Source organism: Streptomyces sp. NBC_00669 (genome assembly GCF_036226785.1).
GTDB lineage: Bacteria > Actinomycetota > Actinomycetes > Streptomycetales > Streptomycetaceae > Actinacidiphila.
This window is the reverse complement of record NZ_CP109018.1, coordinates 3,783,485-3,801,772: the sequence shown is the minus strand read 5'-3', so window position 1 is coordinate 3,801,772 and position 18,288 is coordinate 3,783,485. Positions and strand designations below refer to the sequence as shown.

At 73.9% G+C, this 18,288-nt stretch carries 15 protein-coding genes and 1 pseudogene; 7 read left to right on the top strand and 9 right to left on the bottom strand.

Annotated features, from left to right (window positions below; translation table 11 throughout):
* Positions 1-74: 74 nt before the first annotated feature.
* Both OG896_RS15595 and OG896_RS15590 read right to left on the bottom strand, forming a co-directional pair.
* Positions 75-731, bottom strand: coding sequence for a hypothetical protein (locus OG896_RS15595; RefSeq protein WP_329365947.1), 657 nt, complete (start codon positions 729-731; stop codon positions 75-77).
* 76 nt (positions 732-807) lie between these two features.
* Entirely contained in the window at positions 808-2,043 is a 1,236-nt protein-coding gene (locus tag OG896_RS15590; protein ID WP_329365946.1) for a helix-turn-helix domain-containing protein, read from the bottom strand.
* A 547-nt stretch (positions 2,044-2,590) separates the two neighbouring features.
* Between OG896_RS15590 and OG896_RS15585 the strand changes: the two genes are divergently transcribed.
* The 3 genes from OG896_RS15585 (at position 2,591) to OG896_RS15575 (ending at position 5,518) form a co-directional block, all read left to right on the top strand.
* Positions 2,591-2,773 (top strand): hypothetical protein, encoded by a 183-nt coding sequence (locus OG896_RS15585; RefSeq protein WP_328467855.1) that lies wholly within the window; start codon positions 2,591-2,593, stop codon positions 2,771-2,773.
* A 227-nt stretch (positions 2,774-3,000) separates the two neighbouring features.
* The gene (locus OG896_RS15580; RefSeq protein ID WP_329365943.1) at positions 3,001-4,956 is read left to right on the top strand and encodes an alpha/beta fold hydrolase; all 1,956 of its coding nucleotides are present in this window, start codon (positions 3,001-3,003) and stop codon (positions 4,954-4,956) included.
* Positions 4,943-5,518 (top strand): hypothetical protein, encoded by a 576-nt coding sequence (locus OG896_RS15575; protein ID WP_329365941.1) that lies wholly within the window; start codon positions 4,943-4,945, stop codon positions 5,516-5,518. Before OG896_RS15580 ends, OG896_RS15575 begins: the two co-directional genes overlap by 14 nt.
* 1 nt (position 5,519) lies before the next feature.
* On the opposite strand, the gene OG896_RS15570 is transcribed toward OG896_RS15575, so the two are convergent.
* From OG896_RS15570 to egtA, 6 genes and pseudogenes are all read right to left on the bottom strand, one after another.
* Positions 5,520-6,329, bottom strand: coding sequence for a class I SAM-dependent methyltransferase (locus tag OG896_RS15570; protein WP_329365940.1), 810 nt, complete (start codon positions 6,327-6,329; stop codon positions 5,520-5,522).
* A 90-nt stretch (positions 6,330-6,419) separates the two neighbouring features.
* A complete protein-coding gene (locus OG896_RS15565) occupies positions 6,420-7,250 on the bottom strand; it encodes an SAM-dependent methyltransferase (protein ID WP_329365939.1) in 831 nt (276 codons plus the stop codon).
* Between the two features lie 100 nt (positions 7,251-7,350).
* Positions 7,351-8,337: an L-histidine N(alpha)-methyltransferase gene (gene egtD / locus OG896_RS15560; RefSeq protein ID WP_402447361.1), complete on the bottom strand. Its 987-nt coding sequence runs from the start codon at positions 8,335-8,337 to the stop codon at positions 7,351-7,353.
* 375 nt (positions 8,338-8,712) lie between these two features.
* Positions 8,713-9,252 (bottom strand): annotated as a pseudogene (locus tag OG896_RS15555) (hypothetical protein); the annotation flags it as partial.
* On the bottom strand, positions 9,252-10,754 hold the full coding sequence (gene egtB, locus OG896_RS15550) for an ergothioneine biosynthesis protein EgtB (RefSeq protein ID WP_329365937.1): 1,503 nt from the start codon (positions 10,752-10,754) through the stop codon (positions 9,252-9,254). The gene egtB and the pseudogene OG896_RS15555, both read right to left, overlap by 1 nt.
* 18 nt (positions 10,755-10,772) lie before the next feature.
* Positions 10,773-12,104, bottom strand: coding sequence for an ergothioneine biosynthesis glutamate--cysteine ligase EgtA (egtA, locus tag OG896_RS15545; protein ID WP_329365935.1), 1,332 nt, complete (start codon positions 12,102-12,104; stop codon positions 10,773-10,775).
* Between the two features lie 418 nt (positions 12,105-12,522).
* Between egtA and OG896_RS15540 the strand changes: the two genes are divergently transcribed.
* The 4 genes from OG896_RS15540 (at position 12,523) to OG896_RS15525 (ending at position 17,212) form a co-directional block, all read left to right on the top strand.
* On the top strand, positions 12,523-13,542 hold the full coding sequence (locus OG896_RS15540; protein WP_328467869.1) for a polyprenyl synthetase family protein: 1,020 nt from the start codon (positions 12,523-12,525) through the stop codon (positions 13,540-13,542).
* A gap of 332 nt (positions 13,543-13,874) precedes the next feature.
* Complete coding sequence (locus tag OG896_RS15535; protein WP_329365933.1) at positions 13,875-15,155, top strand: LolA family protein; 1,281 nt, start codon at positions 13,875-13,877, stop codon at positions 15,153-15,155.
* A gap of 52 nt (positions 15,156-15,207) precedes the next feature.
* Positions 15,208-16,227, top strand: a complete 1,020-nt coding sequence (locus OG896_RS15530; protein ID WP_329365931.1) for an ABC transporter ATP-binding protein — start codon at positions 15,208-15,210, stop codon at positions 16,225-16,227.
* Positions 16,214-17,212 carry an ABC transporter permease gene (locus OG896_RS15525; protein ID WP_329365929.1) on the top strand — a complete coding sequence of 333 codons (999 nt, stop codon included), beginning with the start codon at positions 16,214-16,216 and terminating at the stop codon, positions 17,210-17,212. Before OG896_RS15530 ends, OG896_RS15525 begins: the two co-directional genes overlap by 14 nt.
* Here the strand turns inward: OG896_RS15525 and rarD are convergent.
* Positions 17,202-18,239, bottom strand: a complete 1,038-nt coding sequence (rarD, locus tag OG896_RS15520; RefSeq protein ID WP_329365928.1) for an EamA family transporter RarD — start codon at positions 18,237-18,239, stop codon at positions 17,202-17,204. The two genes, OG896_RS15525 and rarD, sit on opposite strands and share 11 nt — an antisense overlap.
* Positions 18,240-18,288 lie beyond the last annotated feature (49 nt).

Sequence of the window (18,288 nt, the reverse complement as noted above, 5' to 3'; positions counted from 1 at the left end):
GCGGCAGGGACGGAAGGAGGGGCCCCGGTGACGAACCGGGGCCCCTCCTTCCGCTCTTCGTCCGGGCGACGCCGCTACGGCCGACTCGCGCGCCACTCCTTGAACGCCGTCGGAAGTTCCGTGCGGCCGTAGTCGACCAGCCCGTCACCGTAGGACCGCAACCTGGCGTACGCCCTCTTGAGTTCGCCCTCGGTGGGGAACCTGCCGTGAAGAATCGCCAGTTGCAGTACCTGCTCGATGGTCAGCACGGTGAGGTCGTAGCGTGCGGAGGTGGCCTGGCCCTCCTGGTCGTCGATGGCTACGAATACCTCGTGGCCGCGTTCCACGAACTCCACCGCGTGGGCGATCACCACTGCCTCGCCGAGGTCCTTGGGACGGCGCAGCGCCTTCTCGAACTGCAACCCCCGGATCTCCTCGAAGACCTCGACGACCCGTGGTGGCGCGGTGGCGGCCCGTAGCGCCGGAAGTACGCGCACGCAGTCACTCGCGACCAGCCGGCGCCAAGGCGTCTCGATCGAACCGTACTTCCGTGCCTTGCCGAGAACCTCCTGATGAACCTCCTCCGGCACCAGAAGGACCAACTGCGCGGCGCGGAGTACGTCGACCAGGAGCCGCTGCAGATTCGCCCCCACGAAGTGGACGCAGATCACCGCATCGAGCACGCATAGCGAGTCGAGCCCGGTGGACGAACCGCCGTCGCCTTCCACGGCTTCGTCACGCTTCTCGGGCAATCCCCACCCCTTTGTTCGGTACTCTGTCCGGCTCTGACAGCCCGTCCCCGATGAGCAGCGGCGCCGCCCGCGAGTCCTAGCGATCCTCAGTGTCGGGTTCGGGCCGAGCTCTGGCGGCGAGACGGGTGACGTCGGCTCGCTTGGGTGTCTGCGGTTCGGGTACGAGCCCGGCTTCGCGCAGGGCGGCCTCCGTCTCCTCGACGCCGCGTCCTTCGAGCATCGCCAGCACTCTCACCCCGATCCGGTGCCCGCGGTACGCGAGCATCGCCCGTTCGAGGATGCGTCGAGGAGGGCGCACGGTCTGGGAGGCGTCGATCTCCTGCTCGTAGGCCGGCCCCCAGCCGTAGCGCTGCGAGAGTTCGACACCGGTCGGGCCCTTCAGCGAGCTCTTGCGAGCGGCCGAGATCAGGTTCAGGCATTCCAGCTGGATCAGCATCACGGGGAAGCTCACCCGGAAGTGGCGTGCCAGCAGAGCGGCGGTCCGCTCGTCGACGAGCTCGTCGGCTTCGGAGTCCGGGCCTTCGTCCGGAGGACCCAGCCAGGTCCGGATGCCGGTCAGGGGGGCCAGCAGGTGCCGTGCGAACGCGTCGCAGCGCTGCTCGGCAGGGGTTCTGGCGCCACCCAGCTCGTGCACCTCCGTGCCGTCGCCCTGGAGAAGGTGCCCGAGTTCGTGGGCGAAGGTGAACCTCTGCCGTTCCGGTACGTCGCACGCGCGGACCGCGATGAGAGTGGTGTTCCGTTCGGGGTCGGTCACCGTGAAGCCGTCGACGGGTTTGGGCAGTCGGAGCACCGCCGTGTCCACGCCGGTGAGGTGCTCGATGAGCTCGTCGATGTCCGCGATCGGTGCCGCGCCGAGGCCGAGCGTGGAGCGCACGGACTCCGCGAGCGCCTTCCCCTGCTCCTCGGGCGTGGCGCAGGTGCCGACCAGGCGCGGCCCTGTCGCGGGCCGGCGAGGCGGCCGATCCGTCACACCGTCACCGGCGCCGCTGTCCAGGCGCGCGTCGAGTTCGAGCACCTCGACGACCAGACGCAGCGCGTCTTCCTTGTCCTCCTCGGCGACCGCGGGGTCGATGCGCGCGGCGATATGCACGCGTTCACGCACCGGGCTACCGGTCGTGAGCTGCCGTACCGGCAGGTCCAGGGCGTGCGCCAACCGGTCGATCTCGGCAAGGGTGACCTGCGCCCGCGTGCCGAGCTCGATGCGGTGGAGGGTCGGCTGGGAGAGACCGGCGAGTTCGGCGAGGGCCCGCTGGCCGTATCCGGCCCGCTCGCGCTCACGGCGGATTCGCCGTCCCACAGCTACCAGATCCACTGAGCACCTCCTTGCTTGAATCAATTCTACTTCGGTGATTCACGCTGTCCATCCGTATGTCTACCAGGGGGGTACGACAGCGCGTGTGCCGGTCGTGTCGTGAGAGGGCGGCGTCGTGCGCCCGAGCGTCAGGCAAAGGCGGGGGCGAGGCGGCGTCAACTCAGATGAATATCAAGTTGTTTGTCGTTCACATCAGTTGACCTTTGCTCGGCGGGTGGGCGATGCTGAACGGCGTCGCCGCCGGCAGCCCCTCCGCCGTACGGCGAGGGGACGCGGAGACGCGTGACGGGCACGGAACGTGCAGGGAGCGGCAGGAGCGCGCCCCTCGCCGGTCGCGCGGCCGCCGCCGTGGACGCGTCCTGTGTACGGTCCGGCCACGGCGCGACCGCACCGCCGCTCCTCGGCCGGGCCCGACCTGGGCCCACCCGGCCCCACGTGGTCGGAGCCGGTCCGGGACCGGAATCCGCCGGCCGGAGCCGGGAGCGGTCCGGGTCCCGACCGCAACGGCGGCCGGCCACCCCGGCCGGCCACGACCGAAGGAGAACCCGTGTCCCCTCTCGCCGCGAAGGCAAACGACAGCACCGCCCTGGCCGCCGTCCCGCTCCGCGCCACCGACGTCCAGCGGCTGGCCAACACCGAGGTCGCGCCCATCCTGTCCGTCGTCCTGGTGACCTGCTCCGTCAGCGTGTCCATCAGCGTCTCCGGCGGGACCGAGCCGACGGGCATGTAGCGGCGGGCCCGCCGTACCGGGCCGGGCGATGCCACCCGGCCCGGTCCGGCGTGCAGCTCCGATCGCGTGCGCGGAACGTCGGCGTCCTCCCGCGTCCTCCCGCCAACACCCGGCAACTCCCGCCCCCGCCAAGCTCCTTGCGGCCCGGGCGAACTCCCAGCCGAACTCCCAGCCGAACTCCGAACTCCGAACTCCGAACTCCGAACTCCGAGTGAAGGGGAAGACCCGTGCCGAGACTCCGGCGGATGCTGCGTGCCGCGGTGGCACCTCCCACGGTCGACCGCGGCACCGCGCTGACCGTCATGGAACGGCTCGGCGCGGTCAACCACCTGGTGGCGAGCCTGGAGTACCTGGTCACCCCCGAGGACCGCCGCCCCGGCGGCCTCAACGACTGGCAGGTCGCCCGGGGCCAGTTCGCGCGGTGGCCGCGCCCGGCCCGTGCCGCGCTCGACGTGGTGGGCCGGCCCGCCGTGACGCGCGCGCTGCACGGCGCCCGCGTCGCCGCGGCCGGCGCGCTGCTGCTGCCCCTGCCGCGCCGTGGCCGGCTGGCGGCCGACCTGGTGCTCACCGCCGCGTCCCTCGCGCTCTACCCCCGCAACCACTACGGCACCGACGGGGCCGACCAGGCCGCCTTCCTCGTGCAGACCGCGGCGGCGGTCGGGCGGGCCGCGGAGGACCGGCCCCGTACCGTCGACGCCTGCCTGTGGTTCGCGGGAATGCAGTCGGTGCTCTCCTACACCGCCTCCGGCTGGGTCAAGGCGTCCAGCGAGACCTGGCGCAGCGGCCGCGCCCTGCCCGGCATCCTGCGCACCGTCTCCTACGGCGAGGAGCGCGCCTGGCGGCTGGTCCGCGACCACCCGCGCGCCGCCAAGGCGGTCTGCACCTGCGTGGTGGCCCTCGAATCGTCGTTCCCCGCCGTCCATCTGGCCCGCGGCCGGGCGGCCAGGCCGATGGTCGCCGCCGCGGCCGGCTTCCACCTCGCCAACGCCGGCGTGATGGGCCTGGGCCGCTTCCTCACCGGCTTCTGCTCGCTGCACCCGGCGGTGCTGTACGTCACCGGCCCGCGCGAACGTGTCCTCGCCGACGGCCGGGTGCAGCGGCGCGACGACACCTTCCCGGTCGCCGCGGGCGCCGCGCTGGCCGCGGCCCTGACCGCCGGGGCGCTCGTCCACGCCAGGGACCGGCGGACCGTGCTGCGCGGCCGTGGCGACGAGCGGCGGTTCACCACCGCCGCGGGCACCACGCTCGTCCACCGCCGGATCGACCCACCCGGTGGCCGTCCGGCCCCGGACACCCCGGTCGTGGTGGTCAGCGGAGCGCTCGCGGAGTCCCCCGAACGGGCCGAGTGGCTGGTCCGCGAACTCGCCGAACGGCACACCGTGGTGACCTACCACCGGGCCGGCCAGGCCGGTAGCGCCGCCGTGCGCGGGCCCCGCCCGGGCACCGGGCTCGACGGCGCCGCGGCCGACCTCGCCGACCTGGTCCGCCACACCGCGGCGGGCCGGCCGGCCGTGCTCGTCGGCCACGGCCTGGGCGGTCACATCGCCGCGTCCGCCGCCACCCGCCTGGACGGGCACCTGTCGGGCCTCGTCCTCGTCGACCCCCACCACCCCGACGACGCCCCCCGCCAGGACCCGGACGCGGGCGACGGCGCCGCGGGCGGTGGCGGCGACACGGGCGGCGGCGGGGCAGGCGGTGGCGGTGACCGTGGCCGCGACCCCGATCACCGCGAAGTCACCGCGCTGCTGGACCAGATGGCCGTCTCCCTGCGCCTCGGCCTGGGCCAGCTGCTCCGCGACCCGGACTGGCTGCGCCTGCTGCCCGAGGACGTCCGCGGCCTCGCCCGCGCACACTACCGCGACGCCGCCGGCTGGAACGCGGCGCGCCAGGAGTGGCGGGCACTGCGCGCGGCGCGGCGGCGGACGGGTACGGCCGCCGTCCCGGCCGCCGCCGTGCCCACCTGCCTGATCCTGTGCGAGCCGGGCGGCCCGCCGCCCGACGCCAGGCGCGCCCTCCAGGAGGAGTACGTGCGCCGCGCCCCGCACGCGGTCGTGCACGCCGTGGACGCCCCGCGCGAACAGGTCCTCGCCGCCCGGGCCTCCGCCCGCGCCGTCGCGGAGTTGGTGGCTGGGGTCGCCGCGGCGAGCCTCCCGCGGGGGAGGGCCGCCGATGTCCCCGCTTAGCGGTGGAGGGCCGGCCGGCGGGCGGGACCTCGCGGGCGCGGCGGCGATCGCGGCGCTCGCGGCCTGGTTCGCCGCCACCGTCCTGAGCCAGCACCCGCGCCCGGAGTTCAACCGGCTCGCCGTCCTCGACGGCACCGGCGCCGTCATCCCCAACTGGCGCTTCTTCGCGCCCGAGCCGGCCCGCCACGACTTCCATGTGCTGTTCAGGACCGAGGACGCCGAGGGCCGGGCCACCCCGTGGCAGGAGGGCTCCGCGATCACCCCGCGGCGACCGCTGCACATCGTGTGGTTCCCCTCCCGCCGCCGGGAGAAGGCGCTCTACGACCTGTGCCACGAACTCGTGGCGGTCATGCGGCAGTTCGGCGGCGACCTGACCCTCGCACCGGCCTACCGGATGCTGCGCAACTCCGTCGCCCGCACCGTCTCGAGCCTGCCCGGGGACCCGCCTCGCGGCTTCCAGTTCGTGGTCGCCCGGCACACCGGCCACGACCCCGGGCACGACCCGGACTACCTCTTCGTCTCGCCGTACATCCCCTACACCCCGGACGCGCCCTACGCGTGAGTCAGGACGTGGTCGCCCAGGCCAGCAGCGCGGCGTGCGGCAGGGACAGCGCGCCGTCCCGGGTGCGGAACTGCGCCGACAACTCGTCGTAGTGGCGGCGTACTTCCGCGACGGTGCCCGGGGGAAGGGCGTGCAGGATCTGGCCGATGGTGGCGATCCCGGCGGCCGGACCCGACCACCAGACGTCGGGGTCGACCACGTGGTCCCAGCGCAGCGTCGTACAGCGGGCCCCGGTCAGCCCGGCCGCCGTCAGCAGTCCGGCCAGACCCTCCTCGGTGCGGGGGAAGTCGTCCTCGGCGGCGAGCGCGGGTACGGAGGACGGCCGGGCGGCGCCCGCCGCTTCCAGGGCACGGCCCAGCAGCGCCTGCCCGGGGGCGGGCGGCGCGGCCCAGATCGTGACCGCGACCCGGCCGCCGGGGCCGGCCACCCGCCGCAGGTCGGCGAGCGCCGCCGCCGGGTGCCCCACGTGGTTGAGCACGAAGTTCGCCACCACCGCGTCGAACTCGCCTTCCGCGAACGGCAGTCCGGGCAGCAGCCCGTGCCGCACATCCGCTTCCGGCACCGCTCGCGTCGCCCGCTCGACCATGCTCGGCTCCGCGTCCACCGCGCAGACCTCCGCGCCGCGGCGCACCGCCAGCGCTGCCGCGGTGCCGGGCCCGGTGCCGACGTCCAGCACCCGCACGCCCGCGCCCACCCCGGCGGCGTCGAGCAGCTTGGGCACGGCGTGCGCGCACAGCATGCCGAAGCTCCGCGCGTACGCCTCCGCCCGGCCGGCCCATGCCTCCCGCTCGAACGCGTCGAAGTCGCCCACCGCACACCTCCGTGCCGTACCGAACTGGTCCCCGAACGCCTGTGGTTGATCACTTTAGAGGAGGGATACGACACTCCACGCCACTCGCGTTCAACCCCGCTCGGCCACCAGGAACGCGCCCTCGGCCGGACGTTCGGACCCCCGCCCGTACGCGGCCGCCAGTGCCGCCTTCCCGTGCGCGGTGACCGTCCAGCCGTGCCGGGTCAGCCACGCGTCCGGCGGTTCGGCGAGGCCGCCCCGCCACAGGTCGCTGATCGGCCGGAACTCGTCCCCGGTGCGGGTCTGCCGGACCATCCGCGCCAGCCCGCCGCCGTGCGTGAACGACAGCACGCTGCCGGGCGCGGACAGGTCGCCGACCGTACCCAGCACGGCCGCCGCCTCGTCGGCCGTCAGATAGACCAGCAGCCCCTCCACCAGCCACGCAGTGGGCGCCGCCGGGTCGAACCCGGCGGTCCGCAGCGGCCCCGCCCACTCCCCGCGCAGATCCACCCCGACCACGGCCCGCCGGCAGCGCGGCACCGCGCCCGCCCCGGCCAGCACCTCCTCCTTGAAGCCCACCATGTCGGGCAGGTCCAGCTCGAACACCCGCAGCCCGTCCGGCCATTGCAGCCGGAACGCCCGCGTGTCCAGCCCCGCCGCCACCAGCACCACCTGCGCCCGGCGGCCGTCCGCGACCGCTGCGCGCAGGTAGTCGTCGAAGAACCGCGTGCGCAGCACCACCTGTTCGGCCATCACCCGCCCGGTCGGCGACTCCCCGCCGGGCCCGTCCGGCGGCCGGCCCGCCGCGTCCGCCGCCCGCACGAACGCCGCGGCCAGCGGGTCGTCGAACAGCCGGTCCGCCCGCCGGCTCTCCGCCGCCCGCACCCGCGCGGTCCCGATCGCGGTCCGCCCCACACCCGCCGGTACTCCCGTCCGCTCCATGCCCGGCCAACTCACGCACCCCGCCCCGGTGTTCCCGTCGGAGGACCGGAACATCGGGGCGGGGGAGCGGCGGGCGGGTCGAACGGCCCTGCCGGGCAGGTCAGTTGGGGACGGCGAGGAGGAGGGCGAAGCGGGCGGCGGGGTCGGTCCACCAGTGGCGGACGGTGAAGCCGCCTTCGTGGAGTTCGGCGGTGAGGGACTCGCGGCGGAACTTGCAGGACAGTTCGGTGCGCACGTCCTCACCGGCCGCGAGGTCGAAGGAGAGGTCGAGGTCGGGGATCTTGACGGTCTGCGCGACCCGCGACCGCAGGTGCATCTCGATCCGCTCGTCCTCGGCGTTCCAGACGGCGACGTGCTCGAACGCGTCCGGGTCGAAGTCGGCACCGAGCTCGCGGTTGAGGACGTGCAGCACGTTCTTGTCGAACTCCGCGGTGACGCCTGCCGCGTCGTCGTAGGCGCGGACCAGCACCGCCGGGTCCTTGACCAGGTCGGCGCCGAGCAGGAGCACGTCGTCGCTGCTGAGCGAGCGGGCGAGGGTGCGGTAGAAGGCGGCGCGCTGCGGGCCGTCGAAGTTGCCGATGGTGCTGCCGAGGAAGGCGAGCAGGCGCGGGCCGGGTTCGTCGGAGAGCGGGATGCCGCCCTCGAAGTCGGCGACGGTGGCGGAGACGGTCAGCCCCGGGTAGTCGGCGCAGATCGCGCGCCCGGCCTCTTCGAGGGCGGAGGCGCTGACGTCCAGGGGCGCGTAGCGGCGCAGGGTGCCGGCGGCGGTGAGGGCGTCGAGCAGCAGCCGGGTCTTGCGGGAGGAGCCGGAGCCCAGCTCGATCAGGGTGGCCGCGCCGGTGGCCGCGGCGATCTCCGGCGCCCGGCGGACCAGGATCTCCTGCTCGGCCCGGGTCGGGTAGTACTCGGGCAGCCGGGTGATCTGCTCGAACAGGTCGCTGCCGCGCTTGTCGTAGAACCACTTCGGCGGCAGGGTGCGCGGGGCGGCGGTGAGGCCGCCGGTCACGTCGGCGTGCAGCGTGTCGGTGAAGTAGCCGGCCGGAAGCCGGTCGTCGAGGGTGAAGCGGCTCTGGTTCTCGGCGCTCATGAGGGTGGTGTCCTTGCGTTCGGGGCGCAGCGCGATGACGCGGACGCCTTCCGGGGTGGCCAGGAGCAGGGAGCGGTCGGGGACTTCACGCCATTCGCCGAGCAAGTCCCCTGCCGCGTCGTCGGGTTCGGACGCGACGACCACCGCGCCCGGACCGAGCCGGTACCAGAGCGTGTCGCCCCACGCGCTGGCGGCGATGGTACGGCCGTCGGTGAGCAGGAAGTTGAGCCGTGCGGTGGGCCGGGCGGCGGCGACCTCGCGGACCACCGCGGCCAGCGCGCCGCCCGGCGGCTCGCCCCGGCGCAGCCGGCCCGCGAGCATCGCCCACAGCAGCGCGGAGTCCGAACGCGCTTCCAGGGCGAGCAGTTCGGCCGGGTCCAGCCCGGTCGGCAGCCGGGTCCAGTCCGGCACGGCGCCGTTGTGGCTGAAGAGCCAGCGCCCGTCCCGGAAGGGCGCGGCCGCCGACTCGTCGGGCGTGGTGCCCTCGGTGGCCGACCGCACCGCGGCCAGGACGGCACCGCTGCGGATCACCCGGGCCAGCTCGGCGAAGTTCGGGTCGGCCCAGACCGGAAGCGCCCGCCGGTAGCGCGCGGGCACGGCCGGCCCCTCGTCGCCGGGCCGCTCGGGACCGGGCGAGCCGTCCGCCGGCGGCGGCCCGTACGACACGGGCGCACCGGGCTCAGTGGGTCCGCCGGGCTCAGCGGGCCCAGCGGGCTGACCGGGCACACCGGGCCCACCGAGCACGCCGGGTGAGGGCTCCGGCGGGTACCAGCCGACCCCGAACCCGTCGGCGTTCACCGTGCCGTGCCGCTGCCGGCGCGGCTGCCAGGACTGCTCGTACAGCCCCCGCGGCGGCTCGACGAGCAGCCGCGCCAGCGTCAACGGCGGCCCCACGTAAGCGAGATGGCGGCACATCAGGCGGCCCCTCCGCCCGCCGGACCCGAACCGCCGTGATCCGCGGCCGCGTCCGCCGGGCCCGTGACGTCCCTCGCCGTGCGGAACCCGGCGAAGATCTGCCGCCGGATCGGGTAGTCCCAGTTCCGGAAGGTGCCGCGGCAGGCCACCGGGTCCACCCCGAAGGCGCCCCCGCGCAGCACCTTGTACTCCGGGCCGAAGAAGACCTCGGAGTACTCCTTGTAGGGGAACGCGGCGAAGCCCGGGTAGGGCGTGAAGTCCGAGGACGTCCACTCCCACACGTCGCCCACGAGCTGCCGGGCGCCGCTGGGCGCCGCGCCCTCGGGGTAGCTGCCCACCGGGGCGGGCCGCAGATGGCGCTGGCCGAGGTTGGCGTGCTCGGGACCGGGGTCGGCGTCGCCCCACGGGTAGCGGCGCGAGCGGCCGGAGAGCGGGTCGTGCCGCGCCGCCTTCTCCCACTCCGCCTCGGTCGGCAGCCGCCGGCCGGCCCACCGCGCGTAGGCGTCGGCCTCGTACCAGCACACGTGCAGCACCGGCTCGTCGGCCGGCACCGCCTCCACGTGACCGAACCTGCGGCGTATCCAGCGGTCGCCGTCGCGGGACCAGAACAGCGGCGCGGTGAGCCCCGCGTCCTGGACGTGCCGCCAGCCCTCGGGCGTCCACCACTGCGGGTCGCGGTAGCCGCCGGCCGCGATGAAGTCGGCGTACCGCGCGTTGCTGACCGGCACGGTGTCCAGCCAGAACGGCGCCACCGGCACCTCGTGCGCGGGCAGTTCGTTGTCCAGCGCCCACGGCTCGGTGCTGGTGCCCATCGTGAACGGGCCGCCGGGGACGAGGACTTCACGCGGCAGCGCGGCCGCGTCGGCGGGTGCGGGCGGCGGCGCGGGCGCGTCCAGCACGGCCGGCCCCGACCTCAGCTGGTGGGTGGCGAGCATCGTCTCGCCGTGCTGCGCCTCGTGCTGGGCGAGCATCCCGAAGACGAAGCCGCCCGCCAGCAGCCGCTCGGGGTGCGCCGGGTCGGTGTCGATGCCGGCCAGCACGTCGAGGGTCTCGTCGCGTACCTCGGCGACGTAGCCGCGGGCCTCCGCCGGGCCGAGCAGCGGCAGCGCGGGGCGGTCGGCGCGGGGGTGCCGGAACGCGTCGTAGAGGTGGTCCAGGTCGGGCCGCACCCCGGTGCGCCGACCCGCCTCGCGGATCAGCCACAGCTCCTCCTGGTTGCCGATGTGCGCCAGGTCCCACACCAGCGGCGACATCAGGCGGGAGTGCTGGGCGACGAGGTCGTCGTCGGTGACGGAGTCGGTGAGCAGGCCGGTACGGTGCCGCGCGGCCTGAAGCGCGGCGAGCGCGCGGGTGGCCGGGTCGGCGGGCGCCGCGACCGGCCCGCCGCTCGGAGCCGCCGGGTTCTCCGGGGCTGGAGTGGCGGAAGGGTCTGATGAGTCGGATGCGGCTGAAGTGGTCCGGTTTTCGGCAGTGTTGCGGTGCGGAGTGCGAGGGTCTGTCACGACTAGCCTTCCGGAGGGTCAGGCGCGGCTCAACGCGTCCAACTGGTCGTGGGCCGGACATCGGCCGCGTTCTGGATAGCGCTCGGCGAAGTCGGAGACGGCCCGCCGCAGGGTCGGGGAAGCGCCGGGGCGCGCGAGGGCGCTCTCGGCGGCGGCGAAGCAGGCGCGGGCCGCCTTGGCCAGTTCGGGGTCGGCCAGGCCGACCCGGGCGGCGCGACGCCAGACGAGATCGGAGGGGAGAGGGTCACCATCCGTGCTGAGCGGTTCGGTGGCCGCGTACGCGGTCTCGGCGGCGACCGGATCGTCCAACAGGGTTGCCGCGAGCACGGTCGGCACGATCCACTGCTCGCCGTCCTGCGCGTCGGTCATCCGCAGCTCCAGCCAGCCGCGCGGGCGGACCGGCGGGAAGAGAGTGCTGAGGTGGTAGTCCAGATCGGCGACGGTGGGCCGCCGGACCCCCGGGGCGCCGCGCACCCACTGGCGGAAAGTGAGCCCAGGAGGCGCGGACCAGTCCTCAAAAGCAGCTCTTACCGTGCCGACGTTCGAGCCGAGGTCAGAGCCGGATTCCGAGTCTGCGCACTCCTGGCGGATGCACAGCACCCTGGCGTCCAGGGCGTACCGCGCCCAGGCGGCCCGCGGGTCCTCGTCCAGCCCGTCGTGGTGCGGCTGCCGGGTCCTGCCGGGGTCCATCAGGGCCCAGTTGGCCTGCCGGGTGGACACCCAGCCGGTCGGGCGGCCGTCCCGGAAGGGCGAGTTCGCGAACGCCGCGACCATCACCGGGCCGATCCGGTGGGCGAGCGCCCAACGCCTGCGGTAGCCGGCCACGCCCTCGCTGTCGTCGCCGCTGTCCAGGTTGACCTGCAACGACGCCGTGCGGCGCATCATCGTACGACCCCAGGGGCCCTCGCGGTCGAAGAAGCGTTCCATCGCCCGGTAGCGGGGATGGTCGAGGACCCGGGGCGGTTCGCGGTGGGGGTCCATGCCGTGTCCGACGAGCACCAGTCCGGCTCGTTCGACGGCTTCCCTGAGGGTGGCGAGGTCTTCTGCCATCGCCTTCACGCACCCCGCGAGGGTGGGTGCGGGTGGAGAGCTCAGCTCCACCTGGCCACCCGGTTCACGGGTGAGCCTGCTGCCCCGGGGCAGTGCCCCTGGGGCCTCGACCGGCGCGAGCGCCGCGTCCAGTCGTTCGACGGGTATCAGTTCGCGTGGATCGGAGCGGTCCTGGACGAGCCACTCCAGCTCCACGCCGGTCCGCTCGGGCGGGCCCGTCTTGAAGCACACCCCGCGTACGTGGGCTTCCGCCCCGTCCTCGGTGAGGTCTTCACCACGGTCGGCACGCTTGGTAGCCATCGGTCCACCTCCTCAGTTCTTCTGTCGGGTGTTCATCCGAAGCGAGGACATGTCACATGTTGCTGTCGAGAGTGTAGTTCGCCATGGTGCGTGGCGGTCTTACGTAATGATGAACGGGCATGCGGTCAAGCATTCGATATCGGCCGAGTATTCCCCTGTCCGCGCGCTTCACTCTTTCGTGTGGGTCATATATGAATAAACCAGGTGATCGGGATTATACGGGCGGTGATCGTCCGTAGCTCGTCGCAGGGCGATGCCCCGGCGGTGATCAACACCTGACCGGCTACCCTGCCGGTAGGAGCAGTCGCAGGTCCCCGTCCCCGGATGGAACCCGCGGAAGTGCCCCGGTCGTCGTAGCCGCGTAGCCGCCCAAGCCCAGACCCCGCCAGATGCCAGACCAGCGACAGGAGTACCCCTCGTGACCGTCGTCGGGCCCTTCGGGCTGAGCGTGTGGGACGAGAACCTCGATGCCGACGTCCAGGCTGGTCTCGCAGCCGTGGAGGAAGGGCTGCTGGAGGCGACCAAGAGCGACGTCCCCTTCATCACCGACACGGCCAGACACCTTCTGCAGGCCGGCGGCAAGCGCTTCCGGCCACTCCTGGTGATGCTCGGGGCCCAGTTCGGCGACCCGCACGCGCCCGGCGTGGTGCCGGCCGCCGTCGTCGTGGAGTTGACCCACCTCGCCACCCTCTACCACGACGACGTCATGGACGAGGCGGACGTACGGCGCGGGGTGCCCAGCGCCAACTCCCGCTGGGGCAACTCGGTTGCCGTGCTCACCGGCGACTTCCTCTTCGCCCGCGCCTCCCACATCCTCGCCGACCTCGGACCGGAGGCGGTGCGGGTGCAGGCCGAGGCGTTCGAACGGTTGGTCACCGGGCAGATCATGGAGACCGTCGGCCCGCGCGACGGCCGCGACCCGCTCGACCACTACCTGGAGGTCATCGCGGGCAAGACCAGCTCGCTGATGGCGGTCTCCGGGCGGTTCGGGGCGATGATGTCCGGCGCCGACGAGTCGGTCGTGCACGTCCTCACGCAGTACGGCGAGCGGATCGGCGCGGCGTTCCAACTCGCGGACGACGTGCTGGACATCGCCAGCGACAGCCACGAGTCGGGCAAGACGCCCGGGACGGACCTGCGCGAGGGGATTCCGACGCTGCCGGTCCTGCACGTGCGCAGGTGGCACGCGCAGGGGAAGGGGTCGGCGACGCCGGAGGACCGGCGGCTGAACGAACTCCTCGACGGTGACCTCACGGATGATGTGCTGCACGCGGAGGCGCTGCGCCTGCTTCGGGCGCATCCGGCGTTGGAGCAGGCTCGACGGGACACGGTGCGGTACGCGGATGAGGCGCGGGCGGCGCTGGCGCCTCTTCCGGATCTTCCCGCGAAGGCGTCTTTGGCGGCGCTGTGCGATGCGGTGGTCCACCGCGCCGGTTGAGGGGGCCCAAGGCTCTCCAGGGCGGGTGGTTCCGTCGGTTGGGGGACCGCCTCTCGGTGGTGGGTGGTTGCGCGCGCAGTTCTCCCCCGGGGCTTCGCCTGGGTGGTGTCCCCACGCGCCCCTGGGTGGTGCGGTTCCCTCCGTGAAGAGGGGCACCCACGGAGGGAGTGTCATACCGGGGGCGTAGGGAGGGGCGCGACCCCGGAGGGATGCGCGGGGGGCGGGGGTTTGGTCGTATGGGGGTGCCCCATTTCACGGCGGACTGGGCGACAATGGCCCGGGTAGTGGGACACGTGCGAGTAGGCCGCCGCTCACGACGGAGGTAGGACGCAATGGCACTGATCCAACCGATCGGGCGACCCGAACCGGACGAGCCCGACGAACCGCGTGGCCGCGGCCGGAAGATCGCGCGCTACACCGTGCCGGTCGCCGTGGCGGGCGTGGCGGTGGCGACCATCACCCTGGTCCCGGCGCTGGCGGACGCGGGCGACCCCTCGCTGCCGAAGATCACCACCCAGCAACTGCTGACGAAGATCGCGGCCTCGAACACCCGGACCGTCGACGGCACCGTGAAGGTGAGCACCGACCTCGGCCTGCCCGACGCGCTCTCGGGGGGCGCGGCGGGGAGCCTGCTGTCGGGCGCGGGCGGCGCCGGCAAGGGCGGTTCGTCCTCGGCGGCGCCGCAGAGCCGGCTCGCCCAACTGCTCGCCGGCACCCACCAGCTGCATGTCTCGGTCGACGGCCCGGACCGGCAGAAGGTCTCGATCATCGAGCCCACCGCCGAGTACAGCGTCATCCACAACGGCACCCAACTGTGGGCGTACGACAGCGCGTCCGACCAGGCGTACCACTCGGCCCTGCCCGCGGCCGCGCCGGACCAGCAGCCGTCGCAGCTGCCCGAGGGCGTGCCGACCACCCCGCAGGCCGCCGCCGAGCAGGTGCTGAAGGCGGCGCGGGGCATCGCCTCGATCACCGTCGACGGCACCGCACGGGTGGCCGGCCGCAGCGCGTACGAACTGGTGGTCACACCCGAGCACGCCGACACCACCACGGTCGGGAGCATCCGGATCGCGGTGGACTCCTCCACCGGGGTGCCGCTGAAGTTCACCCTCGTCCCGAAGGGCGGCGGCAAGGCGGTCTTCGACATCGGCTTCACCAAGGTCGGTTTCGGCGCGCCGGCCGCGAGCACCTTCTCGTTCAGCCCGCCCAAGGGCGTGAAGGTGACCGAGGGCAAGACGTCCGGCGCGCGCCCCGGCGACGTCGGCAACGGTTCGCAGAACTCCGTGCCCGGCGCCGCCGAGCCGACCGTGCTCGGCACCGGCTGGGACTCCGTCGCGGTGATCGACACCGGCGCCCTGGCCTCCGCGGGCAAGGCGGCGGACAGCGGCGCGGGCTTCGGCTCGGACGGCAAGGGCAAGGCCGGTTCCGGCCCCGGCGGCGGCGACCCGCAGTCCCTGCTCAACAGCTACGGCACCAAGGTCACCGGCTCCTTCGGCAGCGGCACGGTCTTCCACACCCGCCTGGTCAACGTGCTCCTCACCGACAAGGGCAAGCTCTACGTCGGCGCGGTCACCCAGTCCGCGCTGACCGCGGCGGCCGACGCCGCGAAGTGACGCGTGCGGCCGGACCCGGGCGGGCAGCGGACCGGGGGAGCGAGGGAGCGTGATGGCGAAGCCGGCCCAGGCGGCGGCGCGGGACGAGTCGGCGGCGCGGGTTGAGACGGGGCCGCGGGCTGAGGCGGAGGCCCCGGGCGAGGTCGTGATCGAGACCCGCGGCCTCGCCAAGCGCTACCACGGCACCCTCGCCGTCGACGGCCTGGACCTGCGGGTGCCGCGCGGCAGCGTCTTCGGCTTCCTCGGGCCGAACGGCTCGGGCAAGACCACCACCATCCGGATGCTGATGGGCCTGATCGAGCCGACCGCGGGCACCGCCCGGGTACTGGGCCGCCCGATGCCGCGCGCCGCCCGCTCGGTGCTGCCCCGGGTCGGCGCGCTCATCGAGGGCCCGGCGCTGTACGGCTTCCTGTCCGGCCGCGACAACCTGCTGCGGTACGACGCGGCCGACCCGACCGCCGACCCCCGCACCCGCCGGGCCCGGGTCGGCGCCGCCCTGGACCGGGTGGGGCTGGCCGCGGCCGCGGGGAAGAAGGCCAAGCAGTACTCGCTCGGCATGAAGCAGCGCCTCGGCCTTGCCGCGGCGCTGCTCCAGCCGCGCGACCTGCTGGTGCTGGACGAGCCGACGAACGGCCTCGACCCGCAGGGCATGCGGGAGATCCGCGCCCTGGTCAGGGAGTTGGCCGCCGACGGCACGACCGTCTTCCTCTCCTCGCACCTGCTGGACGAGATCGAGCAGGTCTGCACGCATGTCGCCGTGATGGCCCGCGGCCGGCTGATCACGCAGGGACCGGTCACCGAACTGTCGGCCGGCAGCCGCGGGCGGCTCGCCGTCATCACGCCGGACCCGGCCGACGCGACCCGGGTACTGGCCGAGCACGGCGTGACCGCCCTGGCCACCGACGGGCAGCGCGTCACCGGCGAACTGCCCGCCGACCCGCCCGACCTCGCGGAGCTGAACGCCGCCCTGGTCGCGGCATGCGTCCGGGTGCGCGGCTTCGGCCTCGAACGCGGCTCGCTGGAGGACGCGTTCGTGGCGCTGACCGGGGAGGGCTTCGATGTCGCGGGCTGAGACGGCACCGGAAGGCGCCGGCACGGACACGGCTACGGGCGCGGGTACGGATACGGATACGGGTGACGGTGCCGCGCGGGACCGTACCGCTCGGAACCCCACCGCGCCGGAGCCGGACCGCGGCTCCCCCCGGGCGCCGCGGCTGCTGTGGTCCCTCGGGTTGTTCCGCTCCGAACTGGTCACCGTGTTCCGGCGCTGGCGCACCCTCGCGCTCTTCGCGGTGCTGGCGGGTGTGCCGGTGCTGGTGGGCATCGCGGTCCGGATCGAGACCCGCCACGGCAGCACGATCAGCGGCGGTTCCAACGGCGACGGCGGCCCCGCGTTCATCCAGCAGGTCAGCAACAACGGCCTGTTCCTCGCGTTCACCGCGCTCGCCGCCACCCTGCCGTTCTTCCTGCCGATGGCGATCGGCGTGGTCGCGGGCGACGCGATCGCGGGCGAGGCGAGCGGCGGCACCCTGCGCTACCTGCTGGTCGCGCCCGCCGGGCGGTCCCGGCTGCTGCTGGCCAAGTACGCCTCGGTGCTGGCCTTCTGCCTGGTGGCCACGCTGGTCGTCGCCGTGTCGGGCCTGGTCGTCGGTTTCGTGCTCTTCCCGGTCGGCGACGTGACCACGCTGTCCGGCACCACCCTCCCGCTCTCCCAGGGCATGCTGCGGGCCCTGCTGATCGCGGTCCTGGTGGCCGGGTCCCTGGTGGGCATCGCCGCGCTCGGGCTGTTCGTCTCCACCCTCACCGACAGCGGGATCGGCGCCATGGCGGCCACCGTCGGGCTGCTGATCACCGTGCAGATCGTGGACACGATCCCCCAGCTGCACGCGGTCCAGCCGTACCTCTTCCCGCACTACTGGCTGAGCTTCGCCGACGTCCTGCGCGACCCCGTGCCGTGGGACGCGATCGGGAAGAACCTCGGCCTCCAGGCCCTGTACGTGGCCGTGTTCGGGTCGGCCGCGTGGGCGCGCTTCACCTCGCGGGACGTCACCGCGTAGCCGGGCCGGCGGTCGTCGTCGGGTTCGCGGGACCGCTCGCGCTCTCGTTCCCGTCCGCGGGTCCCTCCGCGGGTCCGTCCGTGGGCTCGGCCGCGGGTCCGGCCGCGGGTCCGTCCGTGGGTCCGGCCGCCGCGCCGGCGAGCGCGAGCCGGCCCCGGCGGGCGGTGCGCAGGGCGTCCCAGGTGAGCACCGCCAGCGCGGCCCAGACCAGGAAGAACCCGGCCCACCGGTCCGGCGGCATCGTCTCGTGGAAGTACAGCACCCCGATCAGGAACTGGGAGACGGGGGTGAGGTACTGCATCAGGCCGATCGTGGAGAGCGGCAGCCGGGTCGCGGCCATGCCGAAGAAGATCAGCGGTATCGCGGTGACCAGCCCGCAGGCGGCGAGCAGCGCGGCGTGCCCCGGACCGTGGTGGGTGAAGGTCGAGTGCCCCTGGGCGCCCAGCACCATCAGGTAGGCGAGCGCCGGCAGGAACTGGACGCCGGCCTCGGCGGCGAGCGACTCCAGCCCGCCCATCGCCACCTTCTTCTTGATCAGCCCGTAGCCGCCGAAGGAGAAGGCCAGGGTGAGCGCGATCCACGGCAGCCGCCCGTAGCCGACGGCCAGCACGACCACCGACAGGCAGCCGATGCCGACGGCCGCCCACTGCACCGGCCGCAGCCGCTCGTGCAGCACCAGCACGCCGAGCGCGATGGTGACCAGCGGGTTGATGAAGTAGCCGAGCGCCGCCTCGACCACATGGCCGGCGTTCACCGCCCAGATGTACACGCCCCAGTTCACCGTGACCGCGGTCGCCGCCGAGGCGATCAGCGCCATCCGCCGCGGCTGCCGGACCAGTTCGGCGATCCACGCCCAGCGGCGCAGCGCCAGCAGGATGACGGTGGCCACCCCGAGCGACCACACCATCCGGTGCGCCAGGATCTCCAGGGCCCCGGCCGGCTCCAGCAGCGGCCAGTACAGCGGGAAGAGGCCCCACAGCCCGTACGCCGCGAAGCCGTAGCCCAGTCCCACCCGCTGCTCGCCCATTCGCCCGCCCCTCCCGACGCCGCACGGCACTGCCGACGTTAGCGGGCGG

Coding starts and splice junctions, on each gene's coding strand:
- OG896_RS15575 (WP_329365941.1), top strand. CDS start 4,943: ATGTCCCCGCTTAGCGGTGGAGGGCCGGCCGGCGGGCGGGACCTCGCG.
- OG896_RS15565 (WP_329365939.1), bottom strand. CDS start 7,250: ATGGAGCGGACGGGAGTACCGGCGGGTGTGGGGCGGACCGCGATCGGG.
- egtD (WP_402447361.1), bottom strand. CDS start 8,337: ATGAGCGCCGAGAACCAGAGCCGCTTCACCCTCGACGACCGGCTTCCG.
- egtA (WP_329365935.1), bottom strand. CDS start 12,104: ATGGCTACCAAGCGTGCCGACCGTGGTGAAGACCTCACCGAGGACGGG.
- OG896_RS15535 (WP_329365933.1), top strand. CDS start 13,875: ATGGCACTGATCCAACCGATCGGGCGACCCGAACCGGACGAGCCCGAC.
- OG896_RS15530 (WP_329365931.1), top strand. CDS start 15,208: ATGGCGAAGCCGGCCCAGGCGGCGGCGCGGGACGAGTCGGCGGCGCGG.
- OG896_RS15525 (WP_329365929.1), top strand. CDS start 16,214: ATGTCGCGGGCTGAGACGGCACCGGAAGGCGCCGGCACGGACACGGCT.
- rarD (WP_329365928.1), bottom strand. CDS start 18,239: ATGGGCGAGCAGCGGGTGGGACTGGGCTACGGCTTCGCGGCGTACGGG.